The organism is Lysobacter sp. HDW10, assembly GCF_011300685.1.
In the GTDB taxonomy this organism is placed as follows: Bacteria; Pseudomonadota; Gammaproteobacteria; order Xanthomonadales; family Xanthomonadaceae; genus Solilutibacter.
The window spans coordinates 1778461-1795039 of the sequence record NZ_CP049864.1; the positions used below are offsets into that span (position 1 = coordinate 1778461).

Annotated in this window: 15 protein-coding genes; 4 read left to right on the forward strand and 11 right to left on the reverse strand. The window is 56.1% G+C overall.

Annotation, left to right across the window (positions count from 1 at the left end; all coding sequences use genetic code 11):
* Nucleotides 1–18 precede the first annotated feature (18 nt).
* Nucleotides 19–510 carry a peroxiredoxin gene (locus G7069_RS08615; RefSeq protein WP_166296546.1) on the reverse strand — a complete coding sequence of 164 codons (492 nt, stop codon included), beginning with the start codon at nt 508–510 and terminating at the stop codon, nt 19–21.
* A 167-nt stretch (nt 511–677) separates the two neighbouring features.
* Between G7069_RS08615 and G7069_RS08620 the strand changes: the two genes are divergently transcribed.
* On the forward strand, nt 678–1553 hold the full coding sequence (locus G7069_RS08620) for a DnaJ C-terminal domain-containing protein (protein WP_166296549.1): 876 nt from the start codon (nt 678–680) through the stop codon (nt 1551–1553).
* A gap of 16 nt (nt 1554–1569) precedes the next feature.
* On the opposite strand, the gene G7069_RS08625 is transcribed toward G7069_RS08620, so the two are convergent.
* The 9 genes from G7069_RS08625 to G7069_RS08665 all read right to left on the reverse strand — a co-directional run bounded on the left by G7069_RS08625 (nt 1570) and on the right by G7069_RS08665 (nt 12172).
* Nucleotides 1570–1941 (reverse strand): response regulator, encoded by a 372-nt coding sequence (locus G7069_RS08625; protein WP_166296552.1) that lies wholly within the window; start codon nt 1939–1941, stop codon nt 1570–1572.
* A 27-nt stretch (nt 1942–1968) separates the two neighbouring features.
* The gene (locus tag G7069_RS08630; protein WP_166296555.1) at nt 1969–2967 is read right to left on the reverse strand and encodes a YhdH/YhfP family quinone oxidoreductase; all 999 of its coding nucleotides are present in this window, start codon (nt 2965–2967) and stop codon (nt 1969–1971) included.
* Between the two features lie 3 nt (nt 2968–2970).
* Entirely contained in the window at nt 2971–3579 is a 609-nt protein-coding gene (locus tag G7069_RS08635; RefSeq protein ID WP_166296558.1) for a TIGR00730 family Rossman fold protein, read from the reverse strand.
* A gap of 21 nt (nt 3580–3600) precedes the next feature.
* Entirely contained in the window at nt 3601–4704 is a 1104-nt protein-coding gene (locus tag G7069_RS08640; RefSeq protein WP_166296561.1) for an ionic transporter y4hA, read from the reverse strand.
* A gap of 101 nt (nt 4705–4805) precedes the next feature.
* Complete coding sequence (gene lpdA / locus G7069_RS08645) at nt 4806–6236, reverse strand: dihydrolipoyl dehydrogenase (protein ID WP_166296564.1); 1431 nt, start codon at nt 6234–6236, stop codon at nt 4806–4808.
* Nucleotides 6237–6278: 42 nt separating this feature from the next.
* Nucleotides 6279–7508, reverse strand: coding sequence for a dihydrolipoyllysine-residue succinyltransferase (gene sucB / locus G7069_RS08650; protein ID WP_166296567.1), 1230 nt, complete (start codon nt 7506–7508; stop codon nt 6279–6281).
* Nucleotides 7509–7539: 31 nt separating this feature from the next.
* Complete coding sequence (locus tag G7069_RS08655; protein WP_166296570.1) at nt 7540–10374, reverse strand: 2-oxoglutarate dehydrogenase E1 component; 2835 nt, start codon at nt 10372–10374, stop codon at nt 7540–7542.
* Nucleotides 10375–10497: 123 nt separating this feature from the next.
* Nucleotides 10498–10986: a hypothetical protein gene (locus tag G7069_RS08660; protein ID WP_166296573.1), complete on the reverse strand. Its 489-nt coding sequence runs from the start codon at nt 10984–10986 to the stop codon at nt 10498–10500.
* Nucleotides 10979–12172: a cupin domain-containing protein gene (locus G7069_RS08665; protein WP_166296576.1), complete on the reverse strand. Its 1194-nt coding sequence runs from the start codon at nt 12170–12172 to the stop codon at nt 10979–10981. The genes G7069_RS08660 and G7069_RS08665 overlap by 8 nt, the downstream gene beginning before the upstream one ends.
* Before the next feature lie 102 nt (nt 12173–12274).
* On the opposite strand from G7069_RS08665, the gene G7069_RS08670 reads away from it, so the two are divergent.
* From G7069_RS08670 to G7069_RS08680, 3 genes are read left to right on the forward strand one after another with little or no spacing between them, the layout of a single operon-like run.
* Complete coding sequence (locus tag G7069_RS08670; protein WP_166296579.1) at nt 12275–13378, forward strand: NAD(P) transhydrogenase subunit alpha; 1104 nt, start codon at nt 12275–12277, stop codon at nt 13376–13378.
* 8 nt (nt 13379–13386) lie between these two features.
* Entirely contained in the window at nt 13387–13683 is a 297-nt protein-coding gene (locus G7069_RS08675; protein ID WP_240912543.1) for an NAD(P) transhydrogenase subunit alpha, read from the forward strand.
* Nucleotides 13683–15131 carry an NAD(P)(+) transhydrogenase (Re/Si-specific) subunit beta gene (locus tag G7069_RS08680; protein ID WP_166296585.1) on the forward strand — a complete coding sequence of 483 codons (1449 nt, stop codon included), beginning with the start codon at nt 13683–13685 and terminating at the stop codon, nt 15129–15131. The genes G7069_RS08675 and G7069_RS08680 overlap by 1 nt, the downstream gene beginning before the upstream one ends.
* 23 nt (nt 15132–15154) lie before the next feature.
* Here G7069_RS08680 and purB read toward each other — a convergent pair whose 3' ends face one another.
* Nucleotides 15155–16522: an adenylosuccinate lyase gene (purB, locus tag G7069_RS08685; RefSeq protein WP_166296588.1), complete on the reverse strand. Its 1368-nt coding sequence runs from the start codon at nt 16520–16522 to the stop codon at nt 15155–15157.
* Nucleotides 16523–16579 lie beyond the last annotated feature (57 nt).

Here is a 16579-nt window from a genome sequence, read left to right on the forward strand (position 1 = left end):
GTTCGCTCCTCAATCCGATTAGGAAATATGGGTCAACATGTTCTCGGCGCTCGATACGCGCATTTCTCCGGGTGCCTCAACTTCCAGTGCCCGGACGACGCCGTTTTCCGCGTACAGTGCGAATCGCTTGCCGCGCGTGCCCATGCCGTAGGCACTGAAGTCGGAGTCCAAGCCCAAGGCTTTGACCAAGTCGCCATTGCCATCGGCGATCATCCGCATGCCGTCAGGCACGTTTCTTGATTGCGCCCAAGCTTGCATCACGAACTTGTCATTCACAGAGACGCAGGCGACATCAACGCCCTTGTCCTTGAAGGCTTGAAAGTGTTCCACATAGCCCGGCAAATGTTGCTCAGAGCAGGTGGGGGTGAATGCACCCGGGACGGTAAACAGCACCAGCTTTCGACCGGCGGCGAATTCGCCGAGCTCAGTCACTTCGGTTGCGGCGCCCGGCGCGTTTCCAACAAATTCCACACGCGTAGCCGGCAAGGTGTCACCCACAGAGATGGTCATAGCAATGTCCTATTGATCGAATCACAAGTCTATGCACGAGGCTGGAAAGGCCGCGTGTACAACGGCAAGCAATCGGCCGAGCGGATGTCATCGCATCAGCAAGGATTCACCTGCAACTGCCGCGGGACATTGGATAATGGTGCAGAAACGCCGGATCTGGACTGGATATGCAATTCAAGGACTATTACGCCATCTTGGGTGTTGAACCCAGCGCAGGTGAGGCCGAAATCAAGACGGCTTATCGTCGTTTGGCGCGCAAGTTTCACCCGGACGTGAGTAAAGAAGCGGGTGCAGAAGAACGTTTCAAAGAGGTCAATGAAGCCTATGAGGCGCTTCGTGATCCCGAGAAGCGTGCGCATTATGACCAGTTGAAATCGGCTGGATATCGACCGGGACAAGACGTTCCTCCGCCTGGGGCGGGCTATCGTGGCGGCGGTCAGGAAGGGTTCGACTTCGAAGAGATTTTCGCCGGGGGTGGTGCGGGTGGCGGATTCAGTGATTTCTTTGAACAGATGTTCGGGCGAGGTCGCGGACGCGGGGGTCCTTCGCAAGGTGCCAGACCCAGTGGTGACACGCGTGCGAAATTGAGCGTGCCATTGGAGGCGGTTTATAAAGGTGATTCCATTCGAATCAGCGTGGGCGAGAAAGCACTCGACATCAAGATTCCGAAAGGCATTCGACAAGGCCAAGTGATTCGACTGCCGGGCCAAGGCAGGAACGGTGGCAACTTGCTGCTTGAAGTGGAGTACGCGGCGCATCCCGACTTTGAAGTCGATGGGCGCAATATTCTCTACATCGTGCCGATCATGCCTTGGCAAGCAGCCCTAGGCGGCAATATCAGTGTGGCTACCTTAGGCGGTCACGTGGACCTCAAAATTCCGCCGGGCTCGGAAGCCGGCAAAAAGTTGCGCCTTCGCGGGCGAGGTTTGCCCGGTGCCACACCCGGTGATCAGATTGTGGAACTGGAAATCGTCGCACCTGTGCCGGTGACCGATGCACAAAGAGACGCATACGCGTCTCTTCAAAGTGCATTTTCAAGCTAAAAGGTGCGTTGAACTATCAGCCTGCCGGCGACAAGAATGCGTTAATTGAAGCTTGCAGCTCTGATTCGCTAAAAGGCTTTGTGACATAAGCCTTGGCGCCCTGGCGCATGCCCCACACTTTGTCGGTTTCCTGATCTTTAGTGGTCACCAAGATCACGGGAATATGCGCCGTAGTGGGTTCGCGTGAAATCGCACGCGTGGCTTGAAAGCCGTTCAAATTCGGCATGACCACGTCCATCAAAATCAAGTCAGGCAAGAGGTCTTTCGCTGCTTGAACACCAGCAGCGCCATCTTCAGCAGAGCTGACTTGATGGCCCATCTTCTCAAGAATGCGTTGCAAGCCTAAAACTTGCGAAGGTGAGTCGTCGACGATCAGGATGTGTGACATGCGGTTTTCCCAGAAACTTGGCTCAGTTTACAACGTGGATGCGTCAATTCGCACAAGCGTGCGTCCAATTGAACGACCCGCCAGCATACGCTCGAAGATGGGGTGGAGGCCATCCAGATCAACGGTCTCGGTCGCGATGCTATCCAGGTGCTCAGGCTTCCACTTGGAGGCCAAGTTTTCCCAAATGGCCTCTCGAATGGCGCGCTCAGTGCCTGCTGAAGCGACACCTAGCAGAGAAACACCGCGAATGATGAAAGGCATCACCGTGGTGGGCAGCTCCGCAGTGGCGGCCAGTCCCGCCGTCGCCACGTTTCCGTAAGGCACGGTCTGCGCCAACAGGCTGTTGAGCATCGGGCCGCCGACATTATCCAAAGCGCCACCGAAGCGTGCGGACTCCATCGGGCGTTTAGTCGCCAAGGCATCTCGACCCAAGACTTCGGTCGCACCCAGGCGCTTCAAATAATCGGCTTGGTCCGCTTTGCCGCTGATGGCGTGCACGGTAAAGCCCGCGCGCGAAAAAATTGCCAATGCCAGCGATCCGACACCCCCTGTGGCGCCCGTCACGGCAATGGGTCCGAGCTCGGGTGTTTGTCGGTTGTCTTGCATCCGGTAGAGCGCGAGCGCAGCCGTAAAGCCTGCTGTGCCCAGAATCATGCTTTGTTTGAGCGTCAAGCCTTTAGGGCAGGGGATGACCCATTTGGATTCCAATCGTGCGTATTCGGCATAACCCCCATCGCGGGTTTCGCTCAGGCCACATCCGGTGACCAGCACTTCGTCTCCTTCCTTGAACTTGGGATCGCGCGAAGCGACGACAGTGCCTGCGACATCAATGCCGCCGTTCAATGGAAATTGGCGCAAGATCTTGCCTTGGCCAGTACCCGCCAGTGCATCTTTGAAATTGATCGACGACCACGCCACTTTGATGTCGACTTCGCCATCGGTCAGATCGTCCAAGGTGACGGACTCAATGCCCGCGCGATAGCCCTGTTCGTCATCGCGAATTCTAAACGCCCTGAAAGTGCGCATGGTTTAGGTATCCTCCAGGTGCTTCAATTGACTTCGACGCTTTTCATCCAACCATTTGTCAGCATGCGCCGGTGTGTAGTTGGCGATCCAAGTAAACAAGTCATCCATGTCTTCACCATGCCATAGATCGTTGCGCTGGTCTTCGTGCAAGAAGCGCTCTTGAACAAGTGCGTCGATCATTGTCATGAGCGGTTGCCAAAACCCCTCTACACTCAAAAACGCACAGGGCTTTTCGCCAAGACCCAACTGCCGCCACGTGAGCATTTCAAACATTTCATCTAAGGTGCCGAAGCCACCTGGAAGTGCGATGAATGCATCCGCCATCTCAAACATGCGCATCTTTCGCGTGTGCATGCTATCGACGACGATCAGTTCAGTCAGGCCTTTGTGCGCGACTTCCCAATCCACAAGTTGCTGTGGAATCACACCATAGACCTCGCCACCTGCTGCAAGCGTCGCATCCGCGACTTGCCCCATCAAACCCACATTGCCGCCGCCATACACCAAGGCATAGCCTTGTTTTGCGATGCGCTCGCCCAACAAGCGCGCTGCGGTAGTGTAGGCGGGGCGGGCGCCCGTATTGGCACCGCAGTAGACACAGATCTTCTTCATTTCACACTCCAAATAACAGCGTTAAGGCACAACGCTCATAAACAAATAGACCGCAAGCAAGGTGATATGCACCATGCCGATAAGCTTGTTGGTCTTACCCGTTCGTAGAGAAATCGAAGTAATGAACAGACTGATGAGCAGGAGCATGGAGGATTTTTGATCAAGGCCTAGCTCAAGTGGCCAACCCATGATCAAAGCAAGTGCTGCAACCGTTGGGATCGTCAGACCGATACTTGCAATCGCAGAACCTGCAGCAAGATTCAGACTCGTTTGAACTCGGTCATTGAGGGCGGCGCGCACGGCAGCCACACCTTCGGGCAACAAGACGATCATGGCAATGAGAATGCCGACTACAGAGCGTGGGGCTGCGACGGCTTCAAGACCCAGTTCTAACGTGGGCGCGAGTTTCTTTGCCGAGATCACGACGACTGCCAGGCCAATCAGCAAAAGCACGAGGCTTGTGATCGTTTCGCCTTTGCTCGGCTTGTCGATATCGCCAACGGACTCATCTGCGGGTTTCCCTTCAACGAGTGGCAAGAAGTAGTCGCGGTGATCGATCGTTTGAAAGACCGTAAACGCGACAAAGAGCACCAAGGTCACAATGGCGACGAATAACAGTTGCGAGCTTGTGTACGTGGGACCTTGAGAACTGCTGGTGTAGTTCGGAAGGACCAAGGTCAAAGTGACGATGGCGGTCAAAGTAATCAGGGCCGCTGTGATGCTGTCAATTTGATACGTTTGCGTGTGATGCTTGCGACTACCGGCGAGCAAACTGAAGCCGATAATGCCGTTCAATATCAGCATCACGGCCGCGAATACGGTGTCTCTCGCCAGCGCAAATGTGCCGGAATTTTCGCCACCGGCGATCATCATTGAAACGATGAGTGCGACTTCAATCGCTGTCACAGCCAAGGCGAGCACCAATGTGCCATAGGGTTCGCCCACGCGATGCGCAATCACTTCCGCATGATGAACCGCGGCAATGACGCAAATGGTCAGGCACACGACCAGCAGTACGTTGATGAAGATCGAAGGAGACGCGACGATTCCGACAAGCAGAATCAGCAAGCCAATGATGGGTGAGCTCGTGGCCCAAAGTGGATTGTGCGTACTCGTGAACTTCATCGATAGGGTTTGCCTCTGTATAAGTCTGGTGTCGGATTGGGCCGAAACAAAAACGGCGCGCTAGCGCGCACCGTTTTCGAAAGCCCGCACGCGAAAGTCAATTAATTGGCTTTGTGAATCGCGCGCTTGGCCACCGCCATAGCGGCATCGTGTACCGCTTCTGACAAGCTCGGATGCGCATGGCAGATGCGTGCCAAATCATCAGCAGAACCCTTAAATTCCATGGTCAGGACACCTTCGTGTACCAATTCGGAGACATTGGGTCCAATCAAGTGCATGCCGAGCACTCGATCCGTTTCGGCATCCGCCAAGACTTTGACGAAACCGATCGGCTCAGCCATCGCAACCGCGCGGCCTACAGCGGCAAACGGGAAGCTGCCGGCCTTATAGGCGACGCCCTCCGCCTTGAGCTGTTCTTCGGTTTTGCCAACCCAAGCCAATTCCGGTTCGGTGTAGATCACCCAAGGAATCGTATCGAAGTTGACATGACCTGGCAGGCCTGCAATCAGTTCTGCAACTGCAATGCCTTCTTCAAAACCTTTGTGCGCAAGCATCGGGCCGCGAACACAATCACCAACGGCCCAAACGCCATCGACGCCGGTGTGGCAATGTGCGTCGACTTCGATCTGACCGCGATCGTTGAGCTTCACGCCCGTACCTTCTGCCAGCAAGTTCTTTGTGGCAGCGCGGCGACCGACGGCAACCAACAACTTATCGACGACCATCTCTTGGTCACCTTTGGCATCGGAGAAGGAGACATGCACGCCGTCCTTTTGCACTTCAATCTTGGTGCACTTCGTACCTAAGCGAATATCGAGGCCTTGCTTCTTGAACTCGCGTGCAGCGACCTTTGCGACTTCTTTGTCTGCTGCAGCCAAGAAGTCCGGCATCGCTTCAAACACGGTCACCTCAGAACCGAGGCGATTCCAAACACTGCCCAATTCCAGGCCGATGACACCGGCGCCAATCACACCGAGACGCTTCGGGACTTCCGTAAAGTCCAGTGCGCCTTCGTTGTCGACGATATTCTTGCCGTCGAATTTTGCAAACGGCAGCTCAATCGAATCGGAACCTGCGGCGAGAATAACGTTCGTGCCTTTCAATTCAACGACGCTACCGTCGTGTTGCTTGACGCTCACCACGTTGCCAGCATTCAAAGTGCCGAAGCCATAGAAGGCCGCGACTTTATTCGCCTTGAACAGTGCTGCAATGCCGCCGGTGAATTGCTTCACGATCTTGTCTTTGCGGCCGACCATTTGGCCAACATCCATCTTCTGATCTGCAAAGCTGATGCCATGCTCACTGAAGATATGACCCATATTCCAATACTGGCGACTTGAATCGAGCAAGGCCTTCGAAGGAATACACCCCACGCGGAGACAGGTACCACCCAGAGCGGGTTGTCCGTCTTTGCCGAGTGCAGCGTCAATACACGCTGTTTTCAAGCCCAATTGTGCAGCGCGAATGGCAGCATGATAGCCCGCAGGGCCGCCACCAATGACTACCACATCGAATTCTTGTTGCTCTGCCATGTGCAGTGTCCTGTTATTCAGTGCTTTAACGGTTGACGCGACTTACAAGCTGAGCAGCATGCGGCTCGGGTTTTCGAGTTGGTTCTTAATGTCGACCAAGAACAACACGGCTTCCTTACCGTCAATGATGCGGTGATCGTACGACAACGCGATGTACATCATCGGTGCCGCAATGACTTGACCGTTTTCGACAATGGCGCGTTCTTTGATCGCATGCATGCCGAGAATGGCCGATTGCGGCGGGTTGACGATCGGTGTCGAGAACAACGAGCCGAAGGTGCCGCCGTTGGTGATCGTGAAGGTGCCGCCTTGCAGGTCTTCAAGCTTCAGGCCACCTTCGCGTGCGGCCTTGGCGTAACCGGAGATGCCTTTCTCAATGTCGGCAAAACCCATGCGTTCGACGTTGCGGAGGACCGGCGTGACCAAGCCTTTGTCTGTCGACACAGCGACCGAAATATCGGCGTAGCCGTGATAGATCACGTCGTCGCCATCAACCGAGGCATTCACGACTGGATATTTTTCCAACGCGTTGGCGGCGGCCTTCGCGAAGAAGCTCATGAAACCGAGCTTGATACCATTGTCTTTCTCAAACTGTTCGCCGAGCTCTTTGCGCATCGCCATGACTTTGCTCAAGTTCACTTCGTTGAACGAGGTCAACATGGCGATGGAATTCTTCGATTCCATCAAGCGTTCTGCGATGCGCTTGCGAATGCGCGTCATCGGCACGCGTTCTTCCGGACGTGCGCCTTGCGTGCCGGCCAATTGGTTGTTGCTGATGCCTGCGGTCTTGCCACTGGCGTAGTTCACCAAATCTTCCTTGGTGACTGCACCGCGACGACCCGTGCCTTGCACGCCTGCAGCATCAATCCCTTTGCTTTCCGCGGTGAAGCGTGCGCCCGGCGGCAACTGTGCATTGGCGTTCGAAGCCGGTGCGGCTGGTGCGGCACTGACGGGGGCCGGTGCGGGAGCTGCTGCTGCAGGTGCTGCGGGTTGCGCAGCCTGAGCAGGCGCCGGTGACGGTGCAGCGGCAACTGCGCCTTCTTCAATCACGGCAATCACTTGTTGACTGGTGACGGTTGCGCCGCTTTCGAATTTGATTTCTTTCAACACGCCATCGGCCGGCGAGGGCACTTCAAGCACGACCTTGTCGGTTTCCAGATCCACAAGATTTTCGTCGCGGCTGACAGCATCACCCGGCTTCTTGTGCCAAGAGGCGATGGTGGCGTCCGAAACGGATTCGGGGAGAACCGGAACTTTGATTTCAATGGCCATGTGTGGCGTCCTGAGTCTGAAATGAGGTGAATTATTCGACGCCGAACCCGGGGTTCGGCGCATTAACGAGTGCATCCGCAATCAACTGTTGCTGTTCGATCACGTGGTCATTGGTATGACCTGTTGCGGGAGAAGGCGAACGACCGCGGCCTGCATACGTAATCGATTGGCCATTGGCCAAGCACGCACGCAGATGATGTTGGATCTGGAACCAAGCACCTTGGTTTTGCGGTTCTTCTTGACACCAAATCACATCTTGCGCGTTTTTGTACTTTTCAAGTTCGGCTTTCAGCATGTCGCGCGGGAACGGATACAACTGTTCGACACGGATCAATGCAACGTCCTTCTGGCCACGCTTGTTCACGTCTTCCAGCAGGTCGTAATAGACCTTGCCGGAACACAGAACGACGCGCTTCACTTGCGCAGCTACTGCGTTTGCATCCGGAATCAACAACTGGAATGTGCCTTCGGCCAATTCATCCAGCGTGGACACAGCCAACTTGTGGCGGAGCAATGACTTCGGCGTCATCACCACCAACGGTTTACGCGTGTCCATGCACAACTGACGGCGAATCATGTGGAAGGCTTGTGCGGGCGTCGTCGGCACACAGACCATCATGTTATTCAGTGCACACAGTTGCAGGAAGCGTTCGAGTCTGGCGGAACTATGCTCCGGACCTTGACCTTCATAACCATGCGGCAAGAAGAGCGAGAGACCACTCAGTCGACCCCACTTCGCTTCACCCGAGGCGATGAACTGATCGATCACGACTTGCGCACCGTTCGCGAAATCACCGAACTGCGCTTCCCAAATATCCAGGGTGTCAGGATCGGTTGTCGAATAGCCATATTCAAACGCCATGACCGCTTCTTCAGACAGCAAAGAATCGATGATGGTGGCGTCTTCGGGCTTCTCGACCAATTGGCGCAAGGGCAGGTAGTAGTTGTCAGTCTTTTGGTCATGCAAAACAGCATGACGATGGAAGAAGGTGCCGCGACCAGAGTCCTGGCCCACAAGACGCAATCGCTTGCCCTTCGAGAGCAAGGTCGCATAGGCAAGGTTCTCAGCAAAACCCCAGTCACCCGGCAGTTCGCCCGCAGCCATCTTGCGACGGTCTTCGTAAATCTTTTGCACGCGCGGATGCAGAGTTACTTCAGCCGGAATCGCGTTGATCTTTTCTGCCAATGCATCCAAGTCTTTGCGCGGGAAGCTTGTGTCGACTTTATCGGTGAGCTTGCCCTTCAACAGCGCCGCCCAATTCGGCGACATCGTATCCGTGGTGTTGGACACCACTTCTGCGGTGACTTCGCCCGCATCGAGTTTGTCGCGGTAAGCGTCCGACATGGCTTTGACGTCAGCGTCTGATAGAACGCCTTCCGCAACCAAGACCTTGCCGTACTTCTCGCGCACAGTCGGCATTGAACGGATTTTTTGGTACATCAACGGTTGCGTCGCTGCCGGCTCGTCGGCTTCGTTGTGACCGTTGCGGCGATAGCAGACCAAATCGACGACGACGTCTTTCTTGAATCGCTGACGGAATTCGAACGCCAAGTGCGTGATGAACAAACAGGCTTCCGGGTCATCGCCATTCACATGGAAGACCGGTGCTTCAACCATTTTTGCGACGTCGGTTGAGTACAGCGTCGAACGTGCGTCTTCTGTCGCCGAAGTCGTAAAGCCGACTTGGTTGTTGATGACGATATGTAAGGTGCCACCGACATTGAAGCCGCGTGCTTGCGACATCTGCAGCAATTCCATGCCGACACCCTGGCCTGCAAACGCGGCATCGCCGTGCAACAGGATGGGCATGACCCATTTGCGTTCAGTGTCATCACGACGCAACTGACGTGAGCGGACGCTACCCGCGACCACCGGATTGACGATCTCAAGGTGCGAGGGGTTGAACGCGAGAGCCACGTGGACAGGACCGCCGGGGCTCGCCAAGTTGGCGGAGAAACCCATGTGGTACTTGACGTCACCGGTGTGTGCGCCGTCGTGATCCGGGTGCTCAAACTTGCCTTCAAATTCGTTGAACAAGACGCGCGGCGGTTTGCCGAGCGTGTTGACGAGTACGTTCAAGCGGCCACGGTGGGCCATGCCGATCACGATGTCCTTCATGCCATCAGCGCCAGCGCCACGAATGGTGCTGTCCAGCATCGGAATCAGGGTGTCACCGCCTTCAAGTGAAAAGCGCTTTTGACCGACGTACTTCGTACCAAGGTAACGCTCCAAGCCTTCTGCGGCCGTGAGTCGCTCGAGGATGCGTTTTTTGTCGTCGGTCGACAGGGCGTAATTTCCGCCGGCAGCCTCAAGGCGATCGTAAATCCAACGGCGTTGTTCGATATCGGTGATGTGCATCAACTCCGCACCGATGGAGCCGGTATAGGTGGCCTTGAGCAATGCGAACAGGTCGCCCAACTTCATGCGGGTTTTGCCGCCCACGCCGCCGGTGCTGAATTCAACATTGGCGTCGGCTTCACTCAAACGGTGGAAGCCCAAGGTGAGATCGGGTGCGTCCGGCTTGACAAGGAGACCCAACGGATCGATATCCGCGCCCATATGACCACGCGAACGGAATGCCGTAATCAATCGACCAACGTTGCGCTCGCGTTCATCTCCCGAGCCAAAATTGCCGGAAATCGGCGCATTTGAGGCCTGCTTCGACGCTTTGCTTACGGTTTCAGCAATAACGGAATGCGGCACATCGCCCGCTTCACGGCCCTTACTTGCATCAAAATAGGCCTTCCAATCTGCGTCTACGCTATCCGGATTGACGAGATATTGCTCGTACATGTCCTCGATGAAGCTCGCATTGCTGCCCAGCTGCGAGGATTGTCCAAACCGCTTGATCAGGCTGTCCGCCATGGAATGTTGTACTCGTATGTCAATTACGTGTGTCAAGCCCTTGATTCATTAGGCATAAGCGCCAAAGTTGAATGGGGCTCGGAAGGGACTGTCAATTATAGGCGCATGTGACGGACGGGTGCATCAAATACCCAATGCGCGGAGTTCAGTACACGCACGGGCGCGGTCCCACACACGATTGAACTGCATCAAGATTTGCTGCGCGCGCGCCCGTGATTCGAAGGCAAATTCACCGCGATTTCGCGTCGTCAAATCCCATTTCATAACACCGCCGCGGTCAGTGACCACGACTTCGTGGTCGAGCTGCTCTTCTTCGGGGTCCGGTGTTCGAAGGGTCACGTGCGACGAAAGCCGCTGAGCAATGGCCATGAAGCGCGTATTGCCGGTGTTCAAGGCACTCGGCTCATCAATCAAAATGCGAATATTGCATTGGGCGCCGTCCGTCAAATACGCACGCAATGCTGAAATGACGATTGGATTTTCCCAAATCGAGGGTTCGAGATTACGTGTATGCACGGCCACATCGCGGCCGGCCGTGGCGATCAACCTGGCAATGGCTTCGGCTGCAGCTTCCGACTCGTCGAAACGATCAAACTGTGTCGAATCACTCATGGTCTTCCTCCAAGAGATAGTGACCTGCGTCCGCCAATGATTGCAGGATGGCGCGACCGGTGTCGCTGAGTGCGTCCACAAGCACCGCATCGAGATAGTCAGCGGCCGCAATCGCTGACGCGTCGCGCACACTGCACGAAAACGCCATGCCGTTCACGAAAAGTTGTGCGTTTTTACCTTGTCGCGTCCAGGCGGCGCGAGAGTACGCGTGGCGAATCCAGACATGCCCCTCGGCAATGGAGCGGACAATATCCAAACCGCTCGCGCTGTCCGCATCCGGTGCCATGTTTGCCGCGACGCGATACGCAGACATCACGCGACCAAACCACTCGGCGAACTGCGCACGATTCTCGAGTCGAAGTTTATGGATGGCTTCGACGGCGCGATCCAAAGCCGCATCGTCGATCTCGTAGGGATCCGACGGGACTTTCAAGCCCGCATCTTCATAACGGATGGATTCTGGCGCGTCATAGATCAGTGCGCCCGAGAGTTCGTCAATGAGTTCCGCGCTTGACGGGGCACGTAAGCCGACGGAAATCGTGACGCAGGCGTCTACACCGATGCCGTGATGTGGAACGCCTGGCGGTACGTACAGCATGTCGCCCGGATTTAAGACCCAATCTTGATTCGGAGCGAAGTGCTTCAGCAAGCGCAGTGGCACGTCTTCTCGATAGGTGTGATCGGGGTCTGGTCGCGTGTCGATCAACCAACGACGATGACCGACGCCTTGCAGCAAGAAGACATCGTAATTGTCGATATGGGCTCCAACCGATCCACCCGGTGCAGCAAAGGAGACCATGATGTCGTCCATGCGCCAACGGGGCAAAAACTCAAACGCATAAAGCAGCGCGCGAACGTCCGCATCCCATTTGTCGACGTCTTGCACCAGCAAGGTCCAATCTTTACGTGGCATGCCCGGGAATTCATCTTCTAAGAAGGGCCCATTGCGCACCTGCCACGTATCGCGCTTCGAATCGCGTGAAACAATTCTCGACAGCGCTGCGTCTTCGCAGGCGAGACCCGCAAGATCTTCAGCGGTGATCGGTGATTCGAAGTCCGGAAACGCGTTGCGAATCAGCAGTGGATGGCGCTGCCAATAGACATCGAGAAACTTTTGCGCGGGCATGCCGAGAATAGGGAAATCACGCGCATCCACTTCGATAGGGGGCGTTGTCTTGCGGGCCATAGCACGAGCTCGTTGCGTTTGAAGGCTTCATTCTAGGCGACTGCTGCAGCGTGCAGCATTCCACTGCTAGGATGGAGTCAATTCACGTCAGCAGGTGTGCGTATGGCTGTGGTGGTTGGGGCGTTGCGCGAGGGTGCGAGTCACGAACGACGGGTTGCATTGACGCCCGAAACCTGCAAAAAACTTGTTGCCTTGGGTGCAGAAGTCCTTTTTGAACCGGGCCTTGGTGACTCAGCTGCTTTCATTGATTCGGCCTATAGCGAAGCAGGCGCGACTGCGGCCGCTGCAGAAACGATCTTGCAGCGCGCAGATGCGTTGGTGTGCGTGCAATCGCCCAGCGCAGAGATTCTGCAAAAGGCGAAGCACGGCGCCGTGTTGGTCGGGATGCTCTATCCGGAAGCAGAGTCTGCGCGCGCGGATGCGATTCGCGCTCGGGGGTTGATGAGCTTTCCACTCGAGCGACTACCACGCACAACGCGTGCACAGTCGATGGATGTGCTGAGTTCGCAGGCGGGGATGGCCGGCTACAAAGCGGTGTTGATCGCAGCGCAACTTGCGCCGAAGTTCTTTCCGATGCTCACGACAGCCGCCGGCACCATTCGACCGTCGAAAGTGCTGATCGTGGGTGCGGGTGTTGCGGGTCTGCAGGCGGTAGCAACGGCGAAGCGATTGGGTGCACAGGTGGAAGGCTTCGACGTGCGTCCTGAAACACGTGAGCAGATCGAATCATTGGGCGGCAAGTTTTTGGACTTGGGCGTCAGTGCCGCAGGCGAGGGTGGCTATGCGCGCCAGCTGACAGAAGAAGAGCGTGCACTGCAACAACAGCGGCTGGGCGACCACCTTCGCGGTGTCGATGTCATTGTGTGTACCGCCGCGGTGCCGGGTCGTCCGGCGCCGAAGATCATCACCGAGACGATGGTCGATGGTATGAAGCCCGGCAGTGTCATCGTCGATTTGGCTGCGGAAACCGGTGGCAACTGCAGTCTGACGCGTCCGGGCGACACCTATTCGCACCAAGGGGTGACCATCGCGGGTCCGCGTGACCTCGCTTCGATGGGCGCGATCCATGCAAGCGAAATGTTTGCCAGAAACGTCTACAACTTCTTGGCCTTGATGTTGAAAGATGGCACGCTTCAATTGGATTGGGACGATGAGCTCATCCAAAAAACAGTGTGGCCGCAACGCGAATCCGGAGCGCACGCATGATCGATGCAATGTCCGCACTTTATATCTTCATGTTGGCAGCAATTGCAGGACACGTGATCATCTCTCGTGTGCCGAGCATCCTGCATACGCCGTTGATGTCGGGTAGCAACTTTATCCACGGCATCGTTCTGATTGGCGCGATGGTGATGCTGGGCCAAGCAGATACGACGCTCGAGAAAGTGATTGGGTTTGTTGCGGTGTTTTTAGGCGCCGGCAATGCTGCAGGCGGCTACGTCGTCACCGAGCGCATGCTGGAGATGTTCAAGCCGTCGTCCAAAGCGACTGACAAAAAGGCAGGTCGCTGATGGAAGTGATGACACTCATCAAGTTGAGCTACTTCGTCGCGGCGACCTTGTTCTTGCTGGGTCTTCAACGCATGAGTTCACCGAAAACTGCGCAGAGCGGTATTCAGTGGGCCGGTGTCGGCATGTTGATCGCAACAGTCGCAACCTTCTTTTTACCCGGCTTGCACAACATCGCCTTGATTCTGATCGCGATCGTATCGGGCGTTGCCTTGAATTGGTTTTGGGGAAAGAAAGTCGCCATTACCGACATGCCGCAAATGGTGGCGCTCTTCAATGGCATGGGCGGTGGCTCCGCAGCTGCGATTGGCGCCGCTGAGTTGGTATCGAAGAACAACGAGATGCGTCGTGTGTTAACGGCGGCTTCGACGCATGGTTTTGATTTTGCCGTCGTCAGCATGCCTTACCAAGCGCTCTTTGTGATTGCGCTCGCCGGTATTGGTGCCCTAATCGGGGCTGTGTCATTGACCGGTTCCATCATTGCGTGGGCCAAGTTGGACGGACGTCTCGACAAACGTTTTGCGTTCCCTGGGCAGCAATTCGTCAACGGCTTGGTGGCTATATGCGCCATTGCTTGCGGCGTATTGGCGGTCATGACTCTGCAGATGCCGTGGATCATTGCGTTCTTCGTATTGGCGCTCGCCTTGGGCGTACTCATGACATTGCCGATTGGCGGCGCAGACATGCCAGTGGTGATTTCGCTCTACAACGCATTCACCGGTTTGGCTGTGGCGTTGGAAGGCTTTGTGCTTGGAAACGATGCCTTGATCATCGCCGGTACGATGGTCGGCGCGGCCGGCATGATGTTGACGCGGCTGATGGCCAAAGCCATGAATCGATCCATTGTCAGCGTGCTGTTCTCGAACTTCGGGCCTTCAGGCGGCGAGGCCAAGGAAATTACCGGGAGTCAGAAACCGATTGAAGCTGCAGACGTCGCCGCGCTGATGGCTTATGCCGAACGTGTCGTGATTGTGCCGGGCTACGGCATGGCCGTTGCCCAAGCGCAGCACAAAATTTGGGAGCTCACGCAACGCTTGCAAGATCGTGGTGTCAAAGTGAAGTTCGCCATCCACCCGGTGGCAGGTCGTATGCCGGGACACATGAATGTCTTGCTGGCTGAAGCTGGTGTGCCCTACGACTTGATTGCCGATATGGATGACATCAATCCCGAGTTCGCCAACACGGATGTCTCTTTGGTGATCGGCGCGAACGACGTAGTGAACCCGGTCGCGAAAACAGATCCCGCTTCACCGATCTACGGGATGCCAATTTTGGACGTGGTGAACTCAAAGAACACGATCGTGATCAAGCGCGGCAAAGGCACAGGCTTTGCCGGCATCGAGAACGCGCTCTTCTATGCGGACAATACACGCATGCTGTATGGCGACGGCGCCGAAATGGCGAGCGCCTTGGTGAGCGAACTCAAGGCGCTAGACGGTGGCGGGCACTGACGGAAGTGAGTGCCAAACGCCGCTTAGATCTTGCGCGCGAGTTCCTCAGCGACACCGATGTAAGTGCCTGGCGTCATCGCTATTAGTGCCGCTTTCGCGTCGGCTGGCAGATCCAATGCATCCACAAATTCGCGCATCGAGGCTTTGTTGATGCCTTGGCCGCGCGTCAGCGCCTTCAATTGCTCATACGGGTTAGGCAAGCCATAACGACGCATCACGGTTTGCACGGCCTCGGCCAACACTTCCCACGACGCATCCAAATCGGCCGCCAAGCGTTCCGGATTCACTTCCAACTTGCCTAGGCCGCGCGACAAGGCGTCAAATCCGATCAGGCTATGCCCAAACGCGGTGCCCAAGGCACGCAGAACGGTTGAATCGGTCAGGTCACGTTGCCAGCGGCTAATCGGCAATTTGGCCGCAAAGTGTTCGTACAACGCATTGGCGATCCCGAAATTGCCTTCGGCGTTTTCGAAATCAATTGGGTTCACTTTATGCGGCATCGTCGAGCTGCCGACCTCACCTTCTTTCAGCTTTTGCTTGAAATAGCCTTGCGAGATGTAGCCCCAAATGTCGCGCGCAAGATCGATCAGAATCGTGTCGACACGCTTCATGACATCGGAAATTTCAGCGATGCCGTCATGCGGTTCGATTTGCGTGGTGTACGGCTGCCACGTCAGCCCCATCGACTCGACGAAGTTCTTCGAGAACGTGACCCAATCGATCGCGGGATAGCTCGCGACGTGGGCGTTGTAATTGCCGACGGCGCCATTGATTTTTCCGGGCATCGGCGTGGCCGCGAGTACGGCACGCTGACGGTCGAGTCTCGCCACAACGTTCGCGAATTCCTTACCCACCGTCGTCGGAGAGGCCGTCTGACCATGCGTACGAGACAGCATTGGCAGTGCCGCATGCGTGTGCGCCAGATCCCTGAGCGACGCAATAAGGCCGTCGAGCTTCGGCAACATCACGTGTTCGCGTGCATCGCGTAGCATCAAGGCATAGCTCAAATTGTTGATGTCCTCACTCGTGCAGGCGAAATGCACGAACTCGAGCGCGGGCGCCAATTCCGGATCGTCCTTGAGACGTTCCTTGATCAAATATTCCACCGCCTTCACGTCGTGATTGGTCGTCGCCTCGATGGCCTTTACGCGCGCAGCATCGGCGGTTGAAAGGCCGTCTGCAAAATCGCGCAAACGCTTGGTCGCAGCATCCGAGAAGGGGGCCAATTCGCTGATCCCGCCTTCTGCTGCGAGCGCGAGCAACCACTCGATCTCAACCTTGACGCGCGCCTTGATCAAACCGAATTCGGAAAAAATCGGGCGTAGCGCATCCACTTTCGACGCATAACGGCCGTCCAGCGGCGAAAGGGCAGTGAGGGCGTGTTGGCTCATGGGCGTGGTAACTGACGGCGGGATTCGCCCATTCTAAACGGTGCAAGGCGTAGGCTT

Coding starts and splice junctions, on each gene's coding strand:
- G7069_RS08625 (WP_166296552.1), bottom strand. CDS start 1,941: ATGTCACACATCCTGATCGTCGACGACTCACCTTCGCAAGTTTTAGGC.
- G7069_RS08670 (WP_166296579.1), top strand. CDS start 12,275: ATGGCTGTGGTGGTTGGGGCGTTGCGCGAGGGTGCGAGTCACGAACGA.
- G7069_RS08630 (WP_166296555.1), bottom strand. CDS start 2,967: ATGCGCACTTTCAGGGCGTTTAGAATTCGCGATGACGAACAGGGCTAT.
- G7069_RS08635 (WP_166296558.1), bottom strand. CDS start 3,579: ATGAAGAAGATCTGTGTCTACTGCGGTGCCAATACGGGCGCCCGCCCC.
- G7069_RS08620 (WP_166296549.1), top strand. CDS start 678: ATGCAATTCAAGGACTATTACGCCATCTTGGGTGTTGAACCCAGCGCA.
- G7069_RS08675 (WP_240912543.1), top strand. CDS start 13,387: ATGTCCGCACTTTATATCTTCATGTTGGCAGCAATTGCAGGACACGTG.
- G7069_RS08615 (WP_166296546.1), bottom strand. CDS start 510: ATGACCATCTCTGTGGGTGACACCTTGCCGGCTACGCGTGTGGAATTT.
- G7069_RS08680 (WP_166296585.1), top strand. CDS start 13,683: ATGGAAGTGATGACACTCATCAAGTTGAGCTACTTCGTCGCGGCGACC.
- sucB (WP_166296567.1), bottom strand. CDS start 7,508: ATGGCCATTGAAATCAAAGTTCCGGTTCTCCCCGAATCCGTTTCGGAC.
- G7069_RS08660 (WP_166296573.1), bottom strand. CDS start 10,986: ATGAGTGATTCGACACAGTTTGATCGTTTCGACGAGTCGGAAGCTGCA.
- lpdA (WP_166296564.1), bottom strand. CDS start 6,236: ATGGCAGAGCAACAAGAATTCGATGTGGTAGTCATTGGTGGCGGCCCT.
- purB (WP_166296588.1), bottom strand. CDS start 16,522: ATGAGCCAACACGCCCTCACTGCCCTTTCGCCGCTGGACGGCCGTTAT.
- G7069_RS08665 (WP_166296576.1), bottom strand. CDS start 12,172: ATGGCCCGCAAGACAACGCCCCCTATCGAAGTGGATGCGCGTGATTTC.
- G7069_RS08655 (WP_166296570.1), bottom strand. CDS start 10,374: ATGGCGGACAGCCTGATCAAGCGGTTTGGACAATCCTCGCAGCTGGGC.
- G7069_RS08640 (WP_166296561.1), bottom strand. CDS start 4,704: ATGAAGTTCACGAGTACGCACAATCCACTTTGGGCCACGAGCTCACCC.